Below are 16731 nucleotides of genomic sequence, written 5' to 3'. Positions count from 1 at the left end.
TGCCGTTGTGCAAATAGAGCAACCCTAACTTAGCCCAATCTCGTGTAGTTGCCCAGCTATAGGATGACCCCACAAAATTGCCAGCCATATCGGTTTCTACAACCATAGAGTTCATTCCAATTTTATCTATCAAAGAAGTGTACCAAAAATCTAAATACTCTTGATGTGTTTTGAATTGTTTTCGTAAAATGCCACTCAATAGATTAGTCGTTCCTGAAGAGTAATTCCATGAGTTGTTAGGTTTTCCAACAAGTGGTTTAACAATTTGGGGTTGGGTCATGTCTTCTGCAATAAAAAGCATTTTTGTTACATCGGATATTTTACCATAATTTTCTTCCCACTCGAGTCCAGAATTCATATGTAGCAAATCGTTAATAGTGATTTTTGAACGTTCATCAGTTGCCCATTCTGCTATTGGCGCAGGTTTCATAATATTAATTTTGCCTTGTTTTTGAAGAATTCCAAAATACGTCGCAGTTATACTTTTTGTCATCGACCAGCCTAAAAGTTTCGAGTTTTTATTAAATCCATTTGCATATTTTTCGGCTATAATTTTGTCTTTATAAATTACGATTACAGAACGAGTGCGTTTATTTTTTTCACCTTTTTTATCGAAAGCATTTTCAATAGCTGTAGTTAGTTTAGCATAGTCAATGTTCGAAAAAACAGTATCATTTTGTTCTTTTTCTCCATAAGGAAATGACAAGTTTTTTTTAACAAAATTTCTTTTCGGAACTTCATATGGTTTTGTAGCATCATAATCATCATTGATTAATGTTGCTCCTAATCCTTGACGGTAAATCGCTTTTCGAGTTTTTAAACCATAAACACTAGAAGTCACAAATTTTTGTTTAATGTCTATTGTATTGGTTGCCCAATCTATTTTATCAATATCATTGTCGCCTTGCTGAATGGTTTCTAGCGAACGATTATCGATAAAGTGTCCAGACGCCACACTTTTGGCTGAAAACCCCGAAATCAAATCGAGTTGCGGATATATTTCAATACGCAAATAAACCAATACAATTAGCAATACAAACGCAAAGATTTTGAGAAATTTTTTCATAAAAATTAATTTTCAAGCAATTTATAAAATTTGAACCATATAAGTCATTTAAGTTCATTTGAGCTTCTATTTTCTTATATGACTTATATGATTAATTAACACAAAATATTAATATTTGTTTAGCAAATTACAAATCCATTTTAGCTACTTTTGTATTTAGAATTTTTCTAAATAAAGAAATGTTAGACATACAAAAAATTAGGGCTGATTTTCCAATACTTTCACAACAAGTCAATGGCAAACCACTAGTCTATTTTGATAACGGAGCAACTTCTCAAAAGCCACAAGTTGTGATTAATGCGATTTCAAAATATTATAAGGAAATCAATGCTAATATTCATCGAGGTGTACATACGTTAAGCCAATTAGCAACGGATGCATACGAAGAATCGCGTGGTAAAATTCAGAAGCATATTAATGCCAAAAATGCCTACGAAGTGCTATTTACTTCAGGAACAACTCACGCAATTAATGCTGTTGCAAACGGATTTGCATCACTATTAAAAGCGGGCGATGAGGTTTTGGTTTCAGCATTAGAACATCACAGTAACATTGTACCTTGGCAAATGCTTTGCGAAAAAACCGGAGCAACATTACGAGTTATTCCAATGAATGAAAACGGGGAATTAGTAATATCTGAATACGATAAACTGCTCTCGGATAAAACGAAATTAGTCACTGTAAATCATATTTCAAATGCTTTGGGAACAATCAATCCTATTAAATACATGATTGATAAAGCACATGAAGTTGGAGCTGCAATTTTAATTGATGGCGCACAGGCCGTTCCACATTTAAAACCAGATGTTCAGGCTTTAGACTGTGATTTTTATGTGTTTTCTGGACATAAAACATGTGGCCCAACTGGCATTGGAATTCTATATGGTAAAGAAGAGTGGCTTCGCAAATTGCCACCTTATCAAGGCGGAGGTGAAATGATTGCCACGGTTTCTTTTGAAAAGACAACCTATGCTGATTTGCCACATAAATTTGAAGCAGGAACACCAAATATTGAAGGCGGAATTGTGCTTGGAACAGCCATTGATTATTTGAATGAAATAGGTTTTGACAATATTGCAAAATATGAAAACGAACTGCTAGAATACGCCACTGAAAAACTGTTACAAATAGTAGGTTTAAAAATTTATGGCACGGCAAAAGAAAAAACTTCTGTAATTTCGTTTAATATTGATGGTATTCATCCTTATGACATTGGTACGATTATCGATAAATTGGGAATTGCAGTCCGAACCGGGCATCATTGCGCACAACCAATTATGGATTTTTATAAAATACCAGGAACAATTAGAGCAAGTTTCGCTTTTTACAATACTAAAGAAGAAATAGATTTGATGATTGAAGCATTGAAAAAAGCACAAATGATGTTATCTTAAAACATAAAATATGAAAGCAATTACCATAATTTTACTGTCCGTTTTCCTTGTGAAAAGTTGTAGTAATCAAGCCCAAAATGACATTGCCAATAGTACATTGCAATATACTGCATCGACACGCGGGTTTTTCCAAAAAATTGTTGTTATCAATCAAAAAGCTACTATTTCAAGAGATAGAAATGGAGAAAAATTTCCGGAAGAAATAGCCATTTCTGATAAAGACTGGAAAGAAATTATTAGTTATTTTGAAAAGATTGATTTGGAAAAAATACCAAATTTAAAAGATCCAACTCAAAAAAGATTTTATGATGGAGCTGCAATTGCCAATTTAAAAGTACGTTATCAGGACAAAAACTATGAAACAACCGATTTTGATCATGAATTTCCGCCAGCCGAAATTGAAAAATTAGTCAACAAAATAGTTTCATTAGCTAAAGAAAAAGAATGACAATACAAGAAATACAAGACGAAATCGTTGACGAGTTTTCAATGTTTGACGATTGGATTCAACGCTACGAATACATTATCGATTTAGGGAAGTCATTGCCGTTGATTGATGAACAATTCAAAACGGAAGATAACATTATCAAAGGCTGTCAGTCGAAAGTTTGGGTTCATGCAGACCAAAATGGAGAAAAAGTAGTTTTCACTGCCGATAGCGATGCAATATTAACCAAAGGAATTATCGCTATTTTGATTCGGGCTTTTTCCAATCAAAAAGCAGCAGATATTTTGGAAGCCAATACCGATTTTATCGATAAAATTGGATTAAAAGAACACTTATCGCCCACACGAGCCAATGGTTTGGTTTCGATGGTAAAAAAAATAAAAATGTATGCTCTGGCATTCAATGCAAAAAATTAATAAGACATGGAAGAATTTAAAGACGAAATCAATTTAGGAGAAAATGTTGTGAAAATGCTAAAAGGCATTTACGACCCAGAAATTCCTGTTGACATCTATGAATTGGGATTAATCTACGATGTTATGATTAACGAAGACAACGAAGTAAAAGTATTGATGACATTGACTTCTCCAAATTGTCCAGTAGCAGAAACCTTGCCTCGTGAAGTAGAAGAAAAAATCCAAAAAATAGACACCGTTAAATCGTGTGAAGTAGAAATTACTTTTGATCCGCCATGGAGTAAAGATTTAATGAGCGAAGAAGCTAAGTTAGAATTAGGAATGCTTTAAATAGTATTTAGTCTCAGTCCCAGTTTTTAAATACTGCGACTGCAACTGTAAAGTAAAATGGACGAAATTGTAAATAAAGTTGCCAACTCCTTGCTCGAAGTATTCGATTTGGAAGATTATTATCCAAGCGGGATACGAACGCAATTAGATATTTCACAATGGCTTTTGGATGGTTTTCTCTTAAAAGAAAAAGATTTTCGCGAAGCATTGAAAAACCATGATTGGTCTCAATATCAAAATCATTTTGTGGCTATTTATTGTTCTACGGATGCCATTATTCCGGCTTGGGCGAGCATTTTGGTCACAGTTTATCTTTCGCCTTTTGCCAAAAAAGTGGTTGTTGGAAACCTTACCGATTTAGAAACTTCACTTTACCAAGAAATCCTTCTAACATTAGATTACTCAAAATACCAAGATAAGCCGATTATTTTAAAAGGATGTTCTAAAAAACCGGTTCCCGAAAGTGCTTATATCATGGCGATTCAAAAACTGCAACCTTTTGCTAAAAGTATTATGTATGGCGAAGCATGTTCTGCTGTACCGCTTTATAAAAAGAGCAAATAGTCCGTCAGTTTTTTGATTTAGAATAAATTTTAAATTTTATTACCTAAACGCCTGTTCTAAATCTGCCAATAAATCATCAATATCTTCAACGCCAGTACTTAATCGAACTAAGTCATCAGTAATTCCTATTTCTTTTCGTTTGTCTTCCGGTATAGAAGCATGTGTCATCAATGCAGGATGATTTGCCAAACTTTCCACACCACCTAGTGATTCTGCTAAAGTGAATACTTTAAGTTTTTCAAGGAAAGCAATCGCGTCTTCTTTTTTCCCTGATTTAAAGGTAAATGAAACCATTCCACCAAAACCACTCATTTGTTTTTTTGCAATTTCATGAAACGGATGACTTGGTAATCCTGGATAATACACAGTATCCACATCGGGATGATTGCTTAAAAAAGCTGCTACTTTTTCACCATTTTCACAATGACGTTGCACGCGTAAATGCAATGTTTTTATTCCGCGTAAAACTAAGAAGCTATCCATTGGTCCAAGTGTTGCTCCAGTGGCAAATTGCTTGAAATGTAATTCATCACCTAAGGCTTTGTCTTTTATAATCAAAGCTCCCGCAATAACGTCTGAATGTCCGCCAAGGTATTTTGTTGCCGAGTGCATCACTATATCAGCACCTAAATCCAATGGTTTTTGTAGATAAGGTGTAGCAAACGTATTGTCGACAGCAAAAAGAATATTTTTTGCTTTGGTAATTTTAGCAATTTCCTGAATGTCTGCTAATTTCATCAACGGATTTGTTGGTGTTTCAACCCAAACCAACTTGGTATTTTCATTAATCAATGATTGGAATTTTTCAAAATCATTCATATCCACAAAATGGAATATGATGCCACTTTCTTTATACAAACGAGTGAATAAGCGATAAGTTCCGCCATATAAATCGTCCATAGCAATAACTTCGTCACCAGCTTTGAACATACGAAGTAAACAATCAGTTGCCGCTAATCCTGAAGCGAATGCTAAACCACGAGCGCCATTTTCTATAGAAGCTAAAGCATCTTCTAATGCCTGACGTGTTGGGTTTGCCGCTCTTGAATATTCGTAATCTCCAACAGGTTTTCCAGGTGAAGTTTGAGCATAAGTTGAGGTTTGAAATACAGGTGGCATTACGGCTCCTGTTACTTCTTCATGGTGTTGATTGCCATGTATTACTTTAGTATTAAATTTCATCTTGATTGAATATTATAAATTTTCATCAAAAATACAGATTATAAGTTTCAAATCATTTTCCTTTGTAAAAAAGAAATTTTATGACTAATAAAATATACTATCTCGCTTCTTGTGACACTTGCAGGAAAATTATAAAATCCCTTCCTAACACTGACAAATTAGAATTTCACGATATTCGTCAAAACCCAATTACCGTGGAAGCATTAGAAGAAATGCATTCACTTTCTGGGAGCTATGAAGCTTTGTTCAGCAAAAAAGCACAACTTTATAAGTCAATGGATTTGAAAAACAGATCGTTGACCGAAGAAGATTTTAAAAAGTACATTTTGGAACATTATACGTTTTTAAGCCGCCCTGTTTTCATTATCGATGACAAAATATTTATTGGTAACGGTCAGAAAAATATAATTGAAGTTATAAAAGCACTTTCTTAATGTCAAAAAGAAATTGGGCATTAATTGCCGCCACGATGGTGTCACTGATTTATGGCGTTTCGTTTACAATTGCCAAAGATGTCATGCCAACTTACATCAAACCGTTTGGATTTATTTTGCTTCGTGTTTTTGGTGCCACTATTTTGTTTTGGTTGATTTCCTTTTTTGGACCAACAGAGAAAATACAGCATAAAGATTTTCCTAGAATTATAGCAGCTGCTTTTTTTGGCGTGGCTCTTAATATGCTTACTTTTTTCAAAGGATTGGGTTTTACTTCGCCCATTTCAGCTGCGGTGATTATGGTAACAACACCAATTATTGTATTGATTTTGTCTGCCATTATCATGAAAGAGAAAATGATAAAGCGAAAGATTTTTGGAATTTTGTTGGGACTTTTCGGAACGGGCTTTCTTATTTTATATGGAAAATCAATCGGCAATGCTTCGAATGCTTTGTTGGGAAATTTATTGGTTTTTATCAATGCAGTTTCCTATGCTTTTTATTTGATTCTTGTTAAAAAACTAATGGATAAATACAATGCATTTACGTTTGTGAAATGGATTTACACTTTTGGTTTGTTGATGGTTTTGCCTTTTGGTTGGAGTGAATATCAGGAAATTCAATGGGCAACAATTCCGATTTATATTTTATGGGAAATTGTTTTTGTTGTGCTATTTACAACCTTTTTCACGTATTTGTTTAATCTCGTTTCTATGCGGGAATTAAAGCCAACGACTGTTTCAGTTTTTATTTATATGCAACCGCTTTTCGCAACTATTTTTGCCATAAGTGTTGGAAAAGACGAATTGACTTTTGTTAAAATTGTTTCAGCTGTTTTGATTTTCGTCGGGGTGTATTTGGTAACACAAAAAAAGAAGTCTCAGTCACAGTAATCAGTGACAGCATAAAACTGTAAACTGCTACTATGACTGCAAACTTTTAATTATATTTGAAGTCTATTAAAAAACACCAATGATACAATCAATGACAGGATTTGGGAAAGCAACTTTGCAATTACCAACCAAAAAAATTACTGTAGAAATCAAATCGCTAAACTCAAAAGGGTTAGATTTAAATACCAGAATGCCTTCTGTTTTTAGAGAAATGGAATTAGGTTTACGCAATCAAATTTCGGCGCGATTGGAGCGAGGAAAAATTGATTTTTCATTGTATATAGAAGCTACCGGAGAAGAAACTTCGTCAAAAATCAACGTGCCGATTGTCAGAGGTTATATCAACCAAATGAAAGCGGTGATTCCGAATGCTGATGAAACCGAATTAATGAAAATGGCAGTTAGAATGCCAGATGCCCTAAAAACTGAGCGTGAAGAAATTGATGAAAATGAATGGAAGAAAATACAAGCTGTAATTGATGAAGCGCTTGAAAATATTGCACAATTCAGAAAAGACGAAGGTGTTTCATTAGAAAGAGAATTTCTCCATCGCATTGCCAATATCATGACGTTAATGAACAATGCAGTATCCTATGATGCCGAACGTGTAGAAACTGTAAAAACCAGATTGCGTAACGCTTTGGATGAATTAAAAGAAAACGTAGATGAAAATCGTTTTGAACAAGAGTTGATTTTTTATCTTGAAAAATACGACATCACAGAAGAGAAAGTGCGTTTGGAAAACCATTTAAATTATTTCATTGAAACTATTGCAGGAACCGAAGCCAACGGAAGAAAACTTGGTTTCATTACCCAGGAAATGGGGAGGGAAATTAATACTATGGGTTCAAAATCCAATCATACCGAAATGCAAAAATTAGTTGTGATGATGAAAGATGAGTTGGAGAAAATTAAGGAGCAGGTTTTGAATGTGCTATAAAGAAAATAGACAATACAGATACTGAAATAAATTCAGCGTAAAATGAACAAAGGAAAATTATTAGTATTCTCAGCGCCCTCGGGTTCGGGAAAAACCACCATAGTAAGACATTTATTAGCACAACCTGAGTTGAATTTGGAATTTTCTATTTCTGCAGCTACACGCGAACTTCGAGGTGAAGAGGTAGATGGAAAAGACTATTATTTCATTTCGATTGCAGAGTTTAAAAAACATATTAAGGCTGAAGATTTTATTGAATGGGAAGAAGTGTATCGAGATAATTTTTATGGTACATTAAAAAGTGAGGTGGAGCGCATTTGGGCAAAAGGCAAAAATGTAATTTTCGATATTGATGTATCCGGTGGTTTAAGAATCAAGCATAAATTTCCAACGGAAACTTTAGCAGTTTTTGTAAAACCTCCTAGCGTTGACGAACTTAAACGCCGCTTAAAGGAACGTTCTACAGAAAGTGAAGACAAAATCAATATGCGTATTGCTAAAGCACACGTAGAATTAGCAACTGCTCCACAATTCGATACAATAATCAAAAATTATGATTTAGATGTGGCGAAGAAGGAAGCGTATGAGTTGGTTAAAGAATTTATAAAATAAGCCATTTGCCAAAAGCCAATAGTATAGCTAATGCCTAATTTATGAAAATAGGATTATATTTCGGCACTTTTAACCCCATCCATATTGGACACTTGATTATTGCCAATTATATGGCTGAGCATTCCGATTTAGATCAGATCTGGATGGTCGTTACACCGCATAATCCACACAAACAAAAGACTAGTTTACTCGATGATTACCAGCGCTTGCACATGGTAACTTTGGCAACCGAAGATTTCACCAAAATTAAACCTTGCGATATCGAATTCAAATTACCTCAGCCCAATTATACAGTAAATACATTGGCGCACTTAGGAGAAAAATATCCGAAGCATGAGTTTGCTCTTATCATGGGTGAAGACAATCTGAACTCGTTACACAAATGGAAAAACTATGAAGTGATTTTGGAAAATCATCACATTTATGTATATCCAAGAGTAAACTCAGGTGAGATTGACGAGCAGTTTATAAATCACGCTAAAATCCATAGAGTTGGGGCACCGGTAATTGAACTTTCGTCTACATTTATTCGTGAAAACATTAAAAACAAAAAGAATGTAGCGCCAATGTTACCAAAAAAAGTTTGGGAGTATATTGACAGTAGTGCTTTTTATAAGAAGTAGTTTTTTTCTAAAATATCATTTTAAAATGAGTATTTTTGATTGATATTAATGTTTTTCTTCATGAATAAATCTCTAAAATTTGCAGTAATTGGCGGCGGAAGCTGGGCTACAGCCATTGCAAAAATGCTTTGTGTTAATCTTGACGAAATTGCCTGGTACATGCGAAATGACTCGGCAATTCATCATTTAAAAACCCAAAAACACAATCCAAATTATTTAAGTTCCATTGAGTTTGATACCAAAAAACTCAGATTAACTTCGGATATAAACGAAGCGGTAGCTTATGCAGATTACATCATTTTTGCTATTCCATCGGCTTTCTTGAGTACTGAATTGGAAAAATTAACGGTAAGTTTGAAAGACAAGGTTATTTTTTCTGCTATAAAAGGTATTGTTCCCGAAACGTTCTTGATAGTTGGCGAACATTTTCATAAAAAATATGATATTCCTTTTGAAAATATTGGCGTAATTACTGGTCCATGTCACGCAGAAGAAGTGGCGCTGGAACGACTTTCATATTTGACGATTGCTTGTGGCGATTCAAATAAAGCTAAAGTTGTTGCCAAAGGTCTTTCCGGAAATTATATTAAGACTAAAATTTCGGACGATATTATCGGTACTGAATATGCTGCCATGCTAAAAAATATTTATGCTATTGCAGCTGGAATTGCTCATGGTTTGGGTTATGGTGATAACTTCCAATCGGTTATAATGAGTAATTCGATTCGCGAGATGAAAAAATTCATCAGGAAAGTACATAACATGAAACGAAATATTAATGACTCGGCTTATTTGGGCGATTTATTAGTTACTGGTTATTCGGTATTTTCAAGAAATAGAATGTTCGGTAACATGATTGGGAAAGGTTATACCGTAAAATCCGCCATGATGGAAATGTCAATGGTTGCTGAAGGCTATTATGCTGTGAAAAGTGCATACAAATTAAACCAAGAATATAAAGCGAATACGCCAATTATTGATGCTGTTTATCAAATTTTGTATGAGGGAAAAGAAGCTAAAGCGGTGTTTAAAAAACTCACGGAAAAACTAGATTAATATGAACGAAAGATGGAAATATCAAATTAAATCTGGTTTGCCATTTGGACTATTATTACCCATAGTTTTAGGGATAATTGACTGGTATAAAAACTCTTTTTCGGAAGCTTTTTTCACGTTTAAATTTTTAATTAGTCTTCTCGTTTTCCTTTTAGGTGGAATAGTTGTAATCGGATATTACAATTGGAAAGAAAAACGGAAAAATGAATAATAAAATAATTACCTAACAATAACTCCATCCACGAACAAAATAGGTACTTCTTCAACATAATCTGGAGTAATGCTTTGCGCTTTGAAGATAAATTTTTTGTCATAAAGTGTACTTCCTATGAAGTATGTCACCATAAACTCATTGTTGAGTCGTAAAACACTTTTTTCGACCATTTCTATTTTTACCACGGAAACCGAAGGAACTTGCATAAATGCATGACGCAAGAGCGACGTTTTTTTCATTTCCCCATCAATAGTGCCAAAAGCTTTAGAAACGACCATTACACTGTCTAAATCAAAGTCAGAATCGTTGACTAAATAAACATTCCAAATGTTTTCCATAAAGTCATCGCTCCATTCTTGAATGGCAGCAAGAAAAACGTTTTCTACTTTTGGAATCGTGATGTCTGATTTCATTTTAAGGGAATAGGGATAAGAAATAAGGGATAAGCTTATGCCTTTTGACTTTATTTATATACTCGATTTAAACTGCTCTAAGAAACGCACATCGTTTTCATAGAACATTCTGATGTCGCCAATTTGGTATAACAACATTGCAATACGCTCAATTCCCATTCCAAATGCGAAACCGTTATATTCATCCGGATTGATGCCGCAGTTTTTCAAAACATTTGGATCAACCATTCCGCAACCCATAATTTCTAACCAGCCAGTTCCTTTGGTGATTCTGTAATCGGTTTCGGTTTTTAAACCCCAATAAATATCAACTTCGGCACTTGGTTCTGTAAACGGGAAATAACTTGGTCTCAAACGTATTTTTGACTTGCCAAACATTTCTTTGGTGAAGTATAAAAGCGTCTGTTTCAAATCGGAAAACGAAACCTCTTTGTCTATATATAATCCTTCCACTTGGTGGAAAATACAATGTGAGCGCGAAGAAACGGCTTCATTTCTAAAAACTCTTCCAGGAGAAATTGTACGGATTGGTGGCTTGTTGTTTTCCATATAACGCACCTGAACCGATGAAGTATGTGTTCTCAACAAAACATCCGGATTGGTTTGGATGAAAAATGTGTCCTGCATATCTCTAGCCGGATGATATTCAGGTAAATTTAAGGCCGTAAAGTTGTGCCAGTCGTCTTCAATTTCCGGACCTTCGGAAACATTGAAGCCAATAGTAGAGAATATATCAATAATTTGATTTTTAACTATTGAAATTGGATGACGTGAACCAATAACAACTGGTTCAGCGGGTCTTGTCAAATCGCCATAAATACCAACATTTTCTTCTTTACTTTCTAAAGCTTCTTGTATGGTTTTTATTTTGTCTTCGCATGTTGTTTTAAGCGTATTGATAACTTGTCCAAATTCCTTTTTTTGGTCGTTGGGCACGTTTTTGAATTCGGAAAACAAATCTTTAAGCAAGCCTTTGCTTCCTAAATATTTGATTCGAAATTGTTCTAAAGTTTCCTTATTGTTGGTTTGAAACGCATTGGCTTCGGCAATATATTCTTTAATCTTGTCTATCATCGTTCTGTCGTTGAAGGTGCAAATTTAGGTTTTTTTTAGTGATCAGTAAAGAGTGAATAGTGATTTGTCTGCCAAATTTTAAGATATGGTTTTTTGCTAATTACTAGTCACTAATTACTCAATAACCTCTTTTTCCTGAAAATAATTCACAATGGCTTCTTTCATCAAAACCGATTGTTCTCCGGCTTTCAATGGTGGTAATTCTTCTTTAATTTTATAATGAGGCCAACCGTCTTTATCTACAAAATCAAATTCGTAGAAACCATAAGGTTCGAGCAAACGGCAAATGGCGATGTGCATCAGATTTACTTTTTCATCTTTTTTGAAAGGCTGCTTGAATTGTCCTAATTCCTGCACTCCAATTAAGTATATGATAGCATCTAAATCCAGAATGTCTCCTTCAGCAAACTGATCGGAAAGGATTTGAACGATTTTGTCCCAGCGGTTTTTTAATTGTTCGTCTCTTGACATTTTTTGAATTTGGAGAATAGAAAATAGATGATAGAGAATAGACTGTATTATCTATAATACTAAATTAAGATTGCAAAGATAGCTATTGAAAACCAATATAACTACCAAGTCCTACTGCTAAATGATCACGCAGGCAGGCTAATTTTTGATTTCCTTAACTGCGCTCTCTTCAATCCAGCCCGTAGTTTCGTCGGTAAGTTCTACTTTTTTCCAGTTGGCAATGCTTTCTAAGATATAAACTTTTGTTCCTTCATGGAGAACAAAAGCATCAGTTGCCGAAATTTTTGGTTCGCTTTTTACGGATGCTGTCTCAGCAAAAACAATAGCTGGTCTTTCACTATCCATGCGTCCTTTTTCATAAAAACCAGAAGCGGTACTTAGGCCTATTCCCAATAGCCAAAAAAACATTCCAAAAAAGAAAACGCGTTTCAAGACGGTTGAATGCGAAAAGTAATAACCCACAAAAAAAAGTAAAAATAAGAATGCAAAAGCCACATCAATCCATGCCCAAGTATCGTAATAATATTTTGCAGTGAAGTCCTGAATCAATTTGCTGAAGCCTACTTTCGGAATGACTTTGATGTCGTCAATGGCCATTTTTCGGGCAAATTCTAAGTTGGTTTTTATTTCTGTATCGTTTGGGCTAAGCAATAAAGCTTTTTCATAATTGTAAATCGCCGGCGCTACTTTGTGCAGTTTGTAATAGCAATTCCCTAAATTAAAATACAATTCAGCCGATTGTTTCCCTGAGTTTGAAACACTTTCATAACTCGAAATGGCAGCTAGATAATTTTCTTTTTCATAGAATTTGTTTCCTTGTTCAAAACCAGTTTGAGCCAATGAAATCTGAAAAATTAAAAGTAATATGTAGAATATTTTTTTCATTATTAATTGTCAATTATCCATTCTTAATTATTTTAATTGCTTTTCAAGTTCAGAAATAATAACTACGGCTTTGTCATAATCGTTTTGGATTGCCGATTCAGAAGAATAAGCATATCTCGCCAATTCACAATTTTCAGTCAGATGAATAAACTCAGAAACCGTTTCCGAATTTGCTTTTCGCGAGAGCAAAAGTTCGGTTATTTTCTCTTTACTCATTTCCGAAGTTTCAATGTTCAGTTTGGCTTTTAGGAAATTGTGCATTGCTTTTTCAAGTGCAATATAAAACGCTTCTTTGTTGCCCAACTGTTTCTTCGCATCTCCCAAATATTTCTTAGCCAAAGCAGTCGATTTTTTGATTTTGTTACCCACAACATCATTGTCCATTGCTTCTTTTTTCTTTCTTCCGACAATCAGAAACGGAATCGCTAAAAATGGTAACATTATTAAGGAATAAAATAATCCCGAACCCAGAAAGTCGTCTTTTTTCACTGGTTGCAAGGATGTTTTTTGTTTGATATAGGCAAACGATTTGGCCGCTTCGAATTTGGTTTTGGCCACATCATTTGGATTTGTTTTTCCTGAACTTGCCACATTTGGACCATCTAATACATTGATTGTTATCGGTTGAGAAGTGATAGTTTTATAACTATTGGAACCCAAATCAAAGTATGTAAAACGCATTGGTTTGATTTGGTAATTACCTTTGTATTGTGGAATTATCGTGTATTTATCCGAAATTCTTCCTGTCATTCCGGTTAGTGGAGTTGATACATTTTCGTCGTGAACAGGATCATACATTTCTAAAGCAGCAGGTACTACCGGTTTTGGCAATGTAAACAATTTAAGGTTTCCGGTTCCAACTACGCTAATATCTAAATCCAAAGATTCTCCATTTTTCAATAGTGTTTTGGATGGTTTTACTCTGAAATCCATTCGGCCAACAGCTCCGCTAAAATCTTCAGGTTTTCCTTTTTCAGGTAATGCTTTTACGTTGATCACTTTGCTTCCTGCAGAAACGCGTTTACTGTCTTCGGTCATTAAAGCTTGTCCCCAAAAGTTTCTTCTATTCGTTGGCACCTGGCAATCAATATCCAATGAAAGTGGTTCAATTTCAAGTTTACCTGATTTTTGTGGATATAAAACTGTTTTTCGCAGCACAACATATCGATAACGTTCGCCTTTGAATATTCCGTCTTGAGCAACCAATTGTTTGATATCAATATTTTGACTCCAAAAATCATTGTATTTTGGTTTGTTTAACTCGCGCCAATTAGTAATTCCGATGTTGTAACTGAAATACAATTTGTAAACTACAGTAATCGGTTCGTTCATATATGGATTGGTTTTAGAAATGTCAGCAACCAAATACAAGTTGTCGTCAGCGCTAATAGCAGGCGCTTCGTTTGGATCTTTTGGAATTTCAACTGCATTAGTTACATTGATTTTAATGGGTGATGTTTTATAAATCTGACCATTGATTTCAATTGAAGCTTGTTTAAGAGTCAAAGCCCCTTTTTGTGTAGGCAACAAAATATATATATACGATTTATTAAACGAACTTTTCCCGTTTATCCATGATTGACTAACTGATTGACTTGGTCCGCCGACAACTTTAAAACCACAAGATTCAAAATTTGGCGGCGCAAAATTATCGCCATCAGCATTCATAGTAAAATCAACACGAAGTCGTTCGTTCAATCCTAATGAATTCTTACTCACTTTTGCTTCAAATTGTACTTGAGCAAAAAGTGAATTTGTAATAAATAATAAAATTAAAATCTTTTTCATTTTCAAACTTTCAAGTTTATTTACCAATCTTTTTCTGCTTTTTTAGGATTGGCTCGTACCTTTTTTTTATTTACTTTATCCTGAATTTTTTTCTCTTCATTGTTTACGGCATCCAATAAATTCTCTAATCGTTGTTTAGAGATTCCCCCGGGCTGCGGTTTTGGTTGCCCTTGATTTTGATCTTTATTGTCTTTGTTATCTTTATTCTTATCGCCGTCTTTTTTATCTTGGTCTTTGTCTTTTCCGTCTTTCTTGTCGTCCTTTTTATCTTTGTCTTTGTTTTTATCGTCTTTTTTGTCTTTTTTGTCTTTGTCCTTATCCTTTTTATCTTTGTCTTTTTTATCGTCTTTTTTCGGGGGATTTTCTTTTAACATCTTTTTAGCCAAAGCATAATTGTAACGAGTCTCTTCATCCGCCGGATTGTTTCGCAATGCATTTTTATAGGCTTCAACAGCGCCACTATAATCCTTGTCTTTCATCAGCGTATTGCCGATATTGTGGAAAGCCTGGTGTTTTTCTGCTCTGGTTTTAGCGTTTTTTAATGCTTTTGCATAATGATATTTAGCCTCTCCCGATTGATTTTGTCTGTAAATAGCGTTTCCTAAATTATACGAAGCAATTGATTTTTTAGGATTTTTAGATTCTGAAATTCGGTATTCCGCTTCTGCATCATCGTATTTTTTTTCGGCAAAAGAATCGTTTCCTTTTGGCAAATGGTTGTCCTTTTCCTTTTCTTGTGCTTTCGCCAAAAAGGAAATCAAAAATATAGAAGTCAGTATTAAATATTTTTTTCTGTCTATCATCTATCTGTCTATTATCTAATTATCTTTCTCATTAAATAAATTCATCTTTTTCACCCATTTTGTTCTTTTCTCCAAAAGGAAAACATCTAAAAGCAACAAGAAAAAACCAAATCCTAAAAACCATTGAAACTGCGATTTGAAATCGGCTATTTGTGTGCTTTCAAATTCAGTTTTTTGGATATTATCTAAGGCGTTTTTCACATAATCCAAAACTTCTTTGGTTGAATTGCCGTCTACATAACCGCCTCCTGCACTTTTGGCAATGGTTCTCAAAACTTCTGCATTTCTTTTGGTGATTACCACTTCGCCATTTTGATCACGTTGAAAACTTTCTACTACACCGTTTTTCTTCAAAGGAATAGTTTCGCCTTTTTCGGTTCCAACACCAACAGTCATTATTTTTAAACCCACTTTTTTAGCCTCTTCTGCAGCATCGACTGCAGCATCAGAATGATCTTCGCCATCGGTAATGATGATTAAAAGTTTGTTAGTTTTATCTTTTTTGTCAATATAGGTTATAGCCAGATTTATCGCTTGATCAATAGATGTTCCTTGAGCCGATATCATTCCCGGATTCATAGTTTGCAAAAACATTTTTCCAACACTATAATCCGTAGTAATGGGCAAAACAGGGAAAGCACTTCCAGAATATGCAATGATTCCGATTCGGTCGCTGCCCAAATTATTGATAATCTGTGAAACTAATTGCTTACTTTTTTCCAAACGACTTGGCGCCACATCTTCAGCTAGCATACTTTTAGAAACGTCAATTGCAAAAATGACATCAATTCCTTCGCGTTTTACGGTTTCTAATTTGGTTCCGATTTTTGGGTTAACCAATCCGATTATTAAACACGTTAAGGCCAATAAAATTACTCCAAATTTCAAAGCAGGTTTGAAAGCTGATTTTTCTGGACTTAATTTTTTGATTAAATCCAAATCACCAAACTCGCGTTGTTTCTTTCTTTTCCAGAATTGAATGTACAGGAAAAGAACTGTCATTACTGGAATGACAGTCAAGAAATACAAATACCATTTTTCTTCTAACTCGTACATATTTTTTTCTTAACCACTAAGTGCACAAAGAATATTAATTAGAACATCGTGAGCTTTGTGCCTTCTTCG

General features: G+C 34.4%; 21 protein-coding genes. 12 read left to right on the top strand and 9 right to left on the bottom strand.

What is annotated here, in order from left to right:
* Positions 1-1066 (bottom strand): serine hydrolase domain-containing protein (locus ACOYLP_RS05675; RefSeq protein ID WP_422855216.1); only part of this gene is annotated, 1066 nt, incomplete at its 3' end.
* A 179-nt stretch (positions 1067-1245) separates the two neighbouring features.
* Here ACOYLP_RS05675 and ACOYLP_RS05670 point away from each other — a divergent pair.
* Genes ACOYLP_RS05670 through ACOYLP_RS05650 form a run of 5 tightly spaced genes read left to right on the top strand, consistent with a single transcriptional unit; the run spans position 1246 to position 4218 of the window.
* Positions 1246-2460: an aminotransferase class V-fold PLP-dependent enzyme gene (locus ACOYLP_RS05670; RefSeq protein ID WP_422855215.1), complete on the top strand. Its 1215-nt coding sequence runs from the start codon at positions 1246-1248 to the stop codon at positions 2458-2460.
* 10 nt (positions 2461-2470) lie between these two features.
* Complete coding sequence (locus ACOYLP_RS05665; protein WP_422855214.1) at positions 2471-2908, top strand: hypothetical protein; 438 nt, start codon at positions 2471-2473, stop codon at positions 2906-2908.
* Positions 2905-3324: a SufE family protein gene (locus ACOYLP_RS05660; RefSeq protein ID WP_422855213.1), complete on the top strand. Its 420-nt coding sequence runs from the start codon at positions 2905-2907 to the stop codon at positions 3322-3324. The genes ACOYLP_RS05665 and ACOYLP_RS05660 overlap by 4 nt, the downstream gene beginning before the upstream one ends.
* A 6-nt stretch (positions 3325-3330) precedes the next feature.
* Positions 3331-3654: an SUF system Fe-S cluster assembly protein gene (locus tag ACOYLP_RS05655; RefSeq protein ID WP_422855212.1), complete on the top strand. Its 324-nt coding sequence runs from the start codon at positions 3331-3333 to the stop codon at positions 3652-3654.
* A 57-nt stretch (positions 3655-3711) separates the two neighbouring features.
* Complete coding sequence (locus tag ACOYLP_RS05650; protein ID WP_422855211.1) at positions 3712-4218, top strand: DUF2480 family protein; 507 nt, start codon at positions 3712-3714, stop codon at positions 4216-4218.
* 39 nt (positions 4219-4257) lie between these two features.
* Here the strand turns inward: ACOYLP_RS05650 and ACOYLP_RS05645 are convergent, their stop codons facing one another.
* Entirely contained in the window at positions 4258-5400 is a 1143-nt protein-coding gene (locus tag ACOYLP_RS05645) for a cystathionine gamma-synthase (RefSeq protein ID WP_422855210.1), read from the bottom strand.
* Between the two features lie 80 nt (positions 5401-5480).
* On the opposite strand from ACOYLP_RS05645, the gene ACOYLP_RS05640 reads away from it, so the two are divergent.
* The 7 genes from ACOYLP_RS05640 to ACOYLP_RS05610 all read left to right on the top strand — a co-directional run bounded on the left by ACOYLP_RS05640 (position 5481) and on the right by ACOYLP_RS05610 (position 10169).
* A complete protein-coding gene (locus tag ACOYLP_RS05640) occupies positions 5481-5834 on the top strand; it encodes an arsenate reductase family protein (protein WP_396139795.1) in 354 nt (117 codons plus the stop codon).
* A complete protein-coding gene (locus ACOYLP_RS05635; RefSeq protein ID WP_422855209.1) occupies positions 5834-6727 on the top strand; it encodes a DMT family transporter in 894 nt (297 codons plus the stop codon). Before ACOYLP_RS05640 ends, ACOYLP_RS05635 begins: the two co-directional genes overlap by 1 nt.
* A gap of 79 nt (positions 6728-6806) precedes the next feature.
* Positions 6807-7667 (top strand): YicC/YloC family endoribonuclease, encoded by an 861-nt coding sequence (locus ACOYLP_RS05630; protein ID WP_422855208.1) that lies wholly within the window; start codon positions 6807-6809, stop codon positions 7665-7667.
* 42 nt (positions 7668-7709) lie between these two features.
* Positions 7710-8279, top strand: a complete 570-nt coding sequence (gmk, locus tag ACOYLP_RS05625; protein WP_422855207.1) for a guanylate kinase — start codon at positions 7710-7712, stop codon at positions 8277-8279.
* Between the two features lie 41 nt (positions 8280-8320).
* A complete protein-coding gene (gene nadD / locus ACOYLP_RS05620; RefSeq protein ID WP_422855206.1) occupies positions 8321-8902 on the top strand; it encodes a nicotinate (nicotinamide) nucleotide adenylyltransferase in 582 nt (193 codons plus the stop codon).
* A gap of 60 nt (positions 8903-8962) precedes the next feature.
* On the top strand, positions 8963-9958 hold the full coding sequence (locus ACOYLP_RS05615) for an NAD(P)H-dependent glycerol-3-phosphate dehydrogenase (protein ID WP_422855205.1): 996 nt from the start codon (positions 8963-8965) through the stop codon (positions 9956-9958).
* A 1-nt stretch (position 9959) separates the two neighbouring features.
* On the top strand, positions 9960-10169 hold the full coding sequence (locus ACOYLP_RS05610) for a hypothetical protein (protein ID WP_422855204.1): 210 nt from the start codon (positions 9960-9962) through the stop codon (positions 10167-10169).
* An 8-nt stretch (positions 10170-10177) separates the two neighbouring features.
* Here the strand turns inward: ACOYLP_RS05610 and ACOYLP_RS05605 are convergent, their stop codons facing one another.
* From ACOYLP_RS05605 to ACOYLP_RS05575, 7 genes are all read right to left on the bottom strand, one after another.
* A complete protein-coding gene (locus ACOYLP_RS05605; protein WP_422855203.1) occupies positions 10178-10585 on the bottom strand; it encodes a hypothetical protein in 408 nt (135 codons plus the stop codon).
* 54 nt (positions 10586-10639) lie between these two features.
* Positions 10640-11659 carry a phenylalanine--tRNA ligase subunit alpha gene (gene pheS, locus ACOYLP_RS05600; protein ID WP_422855202.1) on the bottom strand — a complete coding sequence of 340 codons (1020 nt, stop codon included), beginning with the start codon at positions 11657-11659 and terminating at the stop codon, positions 10640-10642.
* A 114-nt stretch (positions 11660-11773) separates the two neighbouring features.
* Positions 11774-12130 (bottom strand): hypothetical protein, encoded by a 357-nt coding sequence (locus ACOYLP_RS05595; RefSeq protein ID WP_422855201.1) that lies wholly within the window; start codon positions 12128-12130, stop codon positions 11774-11776.
* Positions 12131-12268: 138 nt separating this feature from the next.
* Entirely contained in the window at positions 12269-13015 is a 747-nt protein-coding gene (locus tag ACOYLP_RS05590) for a tetratricopeptide repeat protein (protein ID WP_422855200.1), read from the bottom strand.
* 27 nt (positions 13016-13042) lie between these two features.
* Positions 13043-14803 carry a BatD family protein gene (locus ACOYLP_RS05585; RefSeq protein WP_422855199.1) on the bottom strand — a complete coding sequence of 587 codons (1761 nt, stop codon included), beginning with the start codon at positions 14801-14803 and terminating at the stop codon, positions 13043-13045.
* A gap of 20 nt (positions 14804-14823) precedes the next feature.
* A complete protein-coding gene (locus ACOYLP_RS05580; RefSeq protein ID WP_422855198.1) occupies positions 14824-15606 on the bottom strand; it encodes a tetratricopeptide repeat protein in 783 nt (260 codons plus the stop codon).
* A 15-nt stretch (positions 15607-15621) separates the two neighbouring features.
* Complete coding sequence (locus ACOYLP_RS05575) at positions 15622-16662, bottom strand: vWA domain-containing protein (RefSeq protein WP_422855197.1); 1041 nt, start codon at positions 16660-16662, stop codon at positions 15622-15624.
* Positions 16663-16731: the final 69 nt, after the last annotated feature.

This window comes from Flavobacterium sp. (assembly GCF_049318325.1).
Taxonomy (GTDB): Bacteria; Bacteroidota; Bacteroidia; order Flavobacteriales; family Flavobacteriaceae; genus Flavobacterium.
This window is presented reverse-complemented; position numbering and strand designations above follow the sequence as displayed.

What these genes read in the sequence shown, in the direction of transcription:
- ACOYLP_RS05670 (WP_422855215.1), top strand. Translation starts at nt 1,246, where the DNA reads ATGTTAGACATACAAAAAATTAGGGCTGATTTTCCAATACTTTCACAA.
- ACOYLP_RS05665 (WP_422855214.1), top strand. Translation starts at nt 2,471, where the DNA reads ATGAAAGCAATTACCATAATTTTACTGTCCGTTTTCCTTGTGAAAAGT.
- ACOYLP_RS05660 (WP_422855213.1), top strand. Translation starts at nt 2,905, where the DNA reads ATGACAATACAAGAAATACAAGACGAAATCGTTGACGAGTTTTCAATG.
- ACOYLP_RS05655 (WP_422855212.1), top strand. Translation starts at nt 3,331, where the DNA reads ATGGAAGAATTTAAAGACGAAATCAATTTAGGAGAAAATGTTGTGAAA.
- ACOYLP_RS05650 (WP_422855211.1), top strand. Translation starts at nt 3,712, where the DNA reads ATGGACGAAATTGTAAATAAAGTTGCCAACTCCTTGCTCGAAGTATTC.
- ACOYLP_RS05645 (WP_422855210.1), bottom strand. Translation starts at nt 5,400, where the DNA reads ATGAAATTTAATACTAAAGTAATACATGGCAATCAACACCATGAAGAA.
- ACOYLP_RS05640 (WP_396139795.1), top strand. Translation starts at nt 5,481, where the DNA reads ATGACTAATAAAATATACTATCTCGCTTCTTGTGACACTTGCAGGAAA.
- ACOYLP_RS05635 (WP_422855209.1), top strand. Translation starts at nt 5,834, where the DNA reads ATGTCAAAAAGAAATTGGGCATTAATTGCCGCCACGATGGTGTCACTG.
- ACOYLP_RS05630 (WP_422855208.1), top strand. Translation starts at nt 6,807, where the DNA reads ATGATACAATCAATGACAGGATTTGGGAAAGCAACTTTGCAATTACCA.
- gmk (WP_422855207.1), top strand. Translation starts at nt 7,710, where the DNA reads ATGAACAAAGGAAAATTATTAGTATTCTCAGCGCCCTCGGGTTCGGGA.
- nadD (WP_422855206.1), top strand. Translation starts at nt 8,321, where the DNA reads ATGAAAATAGGATTATATTTCGGCACTTTTAACCCCATCCATATTGGA.
- ACOYLP_RS05615 (WP_422855205.1), top strand. Translation starts at nt 8,963, where the DNA reads ATGAATAAATCTCTAAAATTTGCAGTAATTGGCGGCGGAAGCTGGGCT.
- ACOYLP_RS05610 (WP_422855204.1), top strand. Translation starts at nt 9,960, where the DNA reads ATGAACGAAAGATGGAAATATCAAATTAAATCTGGTTTGCCATTTGGA.
- ACOYLP_RS05605 (WP_422855203.1), bottom strand. Translation starts at nt 10,585, where the DNA reads ATGAAATCAGACATCACGATTCCAAAAGTAGAAAACGTTTTTCTTGCT.
- pheS (WP_422855202.1), bottom strand. Translation starts at nt 11,659, where the DNA reads ATGATAGACAAGATTAAAGAATATATTGCCGAAGCCAATGCGTTTCAA.
- ACOYLP_RS05595 (WP_422855201.1), bottom strand. Translation starts at nt 12,130, where the DNA reads ATGTCAAGAGACGAACAATTAAAAAACCGCTGGGACAAAATCGTTCAA.
- ACOYLP_RS05590 (WP_422855200.1), bottom strand. Translation starts at nt 13,015, where the DNA reads ATGAAAAAAATATTCTACATATTACTTTTAATTTTTCAGATTTCATTG.
- ACOYLP_RS05585 (WP_422855199.1), bottom strand. Translation starts at nt 14,803, where the DNA reads ATGAAAAAGATTTTAATTTTATTATTTATTACAAATTCACTTTTTGCT.
- ACOYLP_RS05580 (WP_422855198.1), bottom strand. Translation starts at nt 15,606, where the DNA reads ATGATAGACAGAAAAAAATATTTAATACTGACTTCTATATTTTTGATT.
- ACOYLP_RS05575 (WP_422855197.1), bottom strand. Translation starts at nt 16,662, where the DNA reads ATGTACGAGTTAGAAGAAAAATGGTATTTGTATTTCTTGACTGTCATT.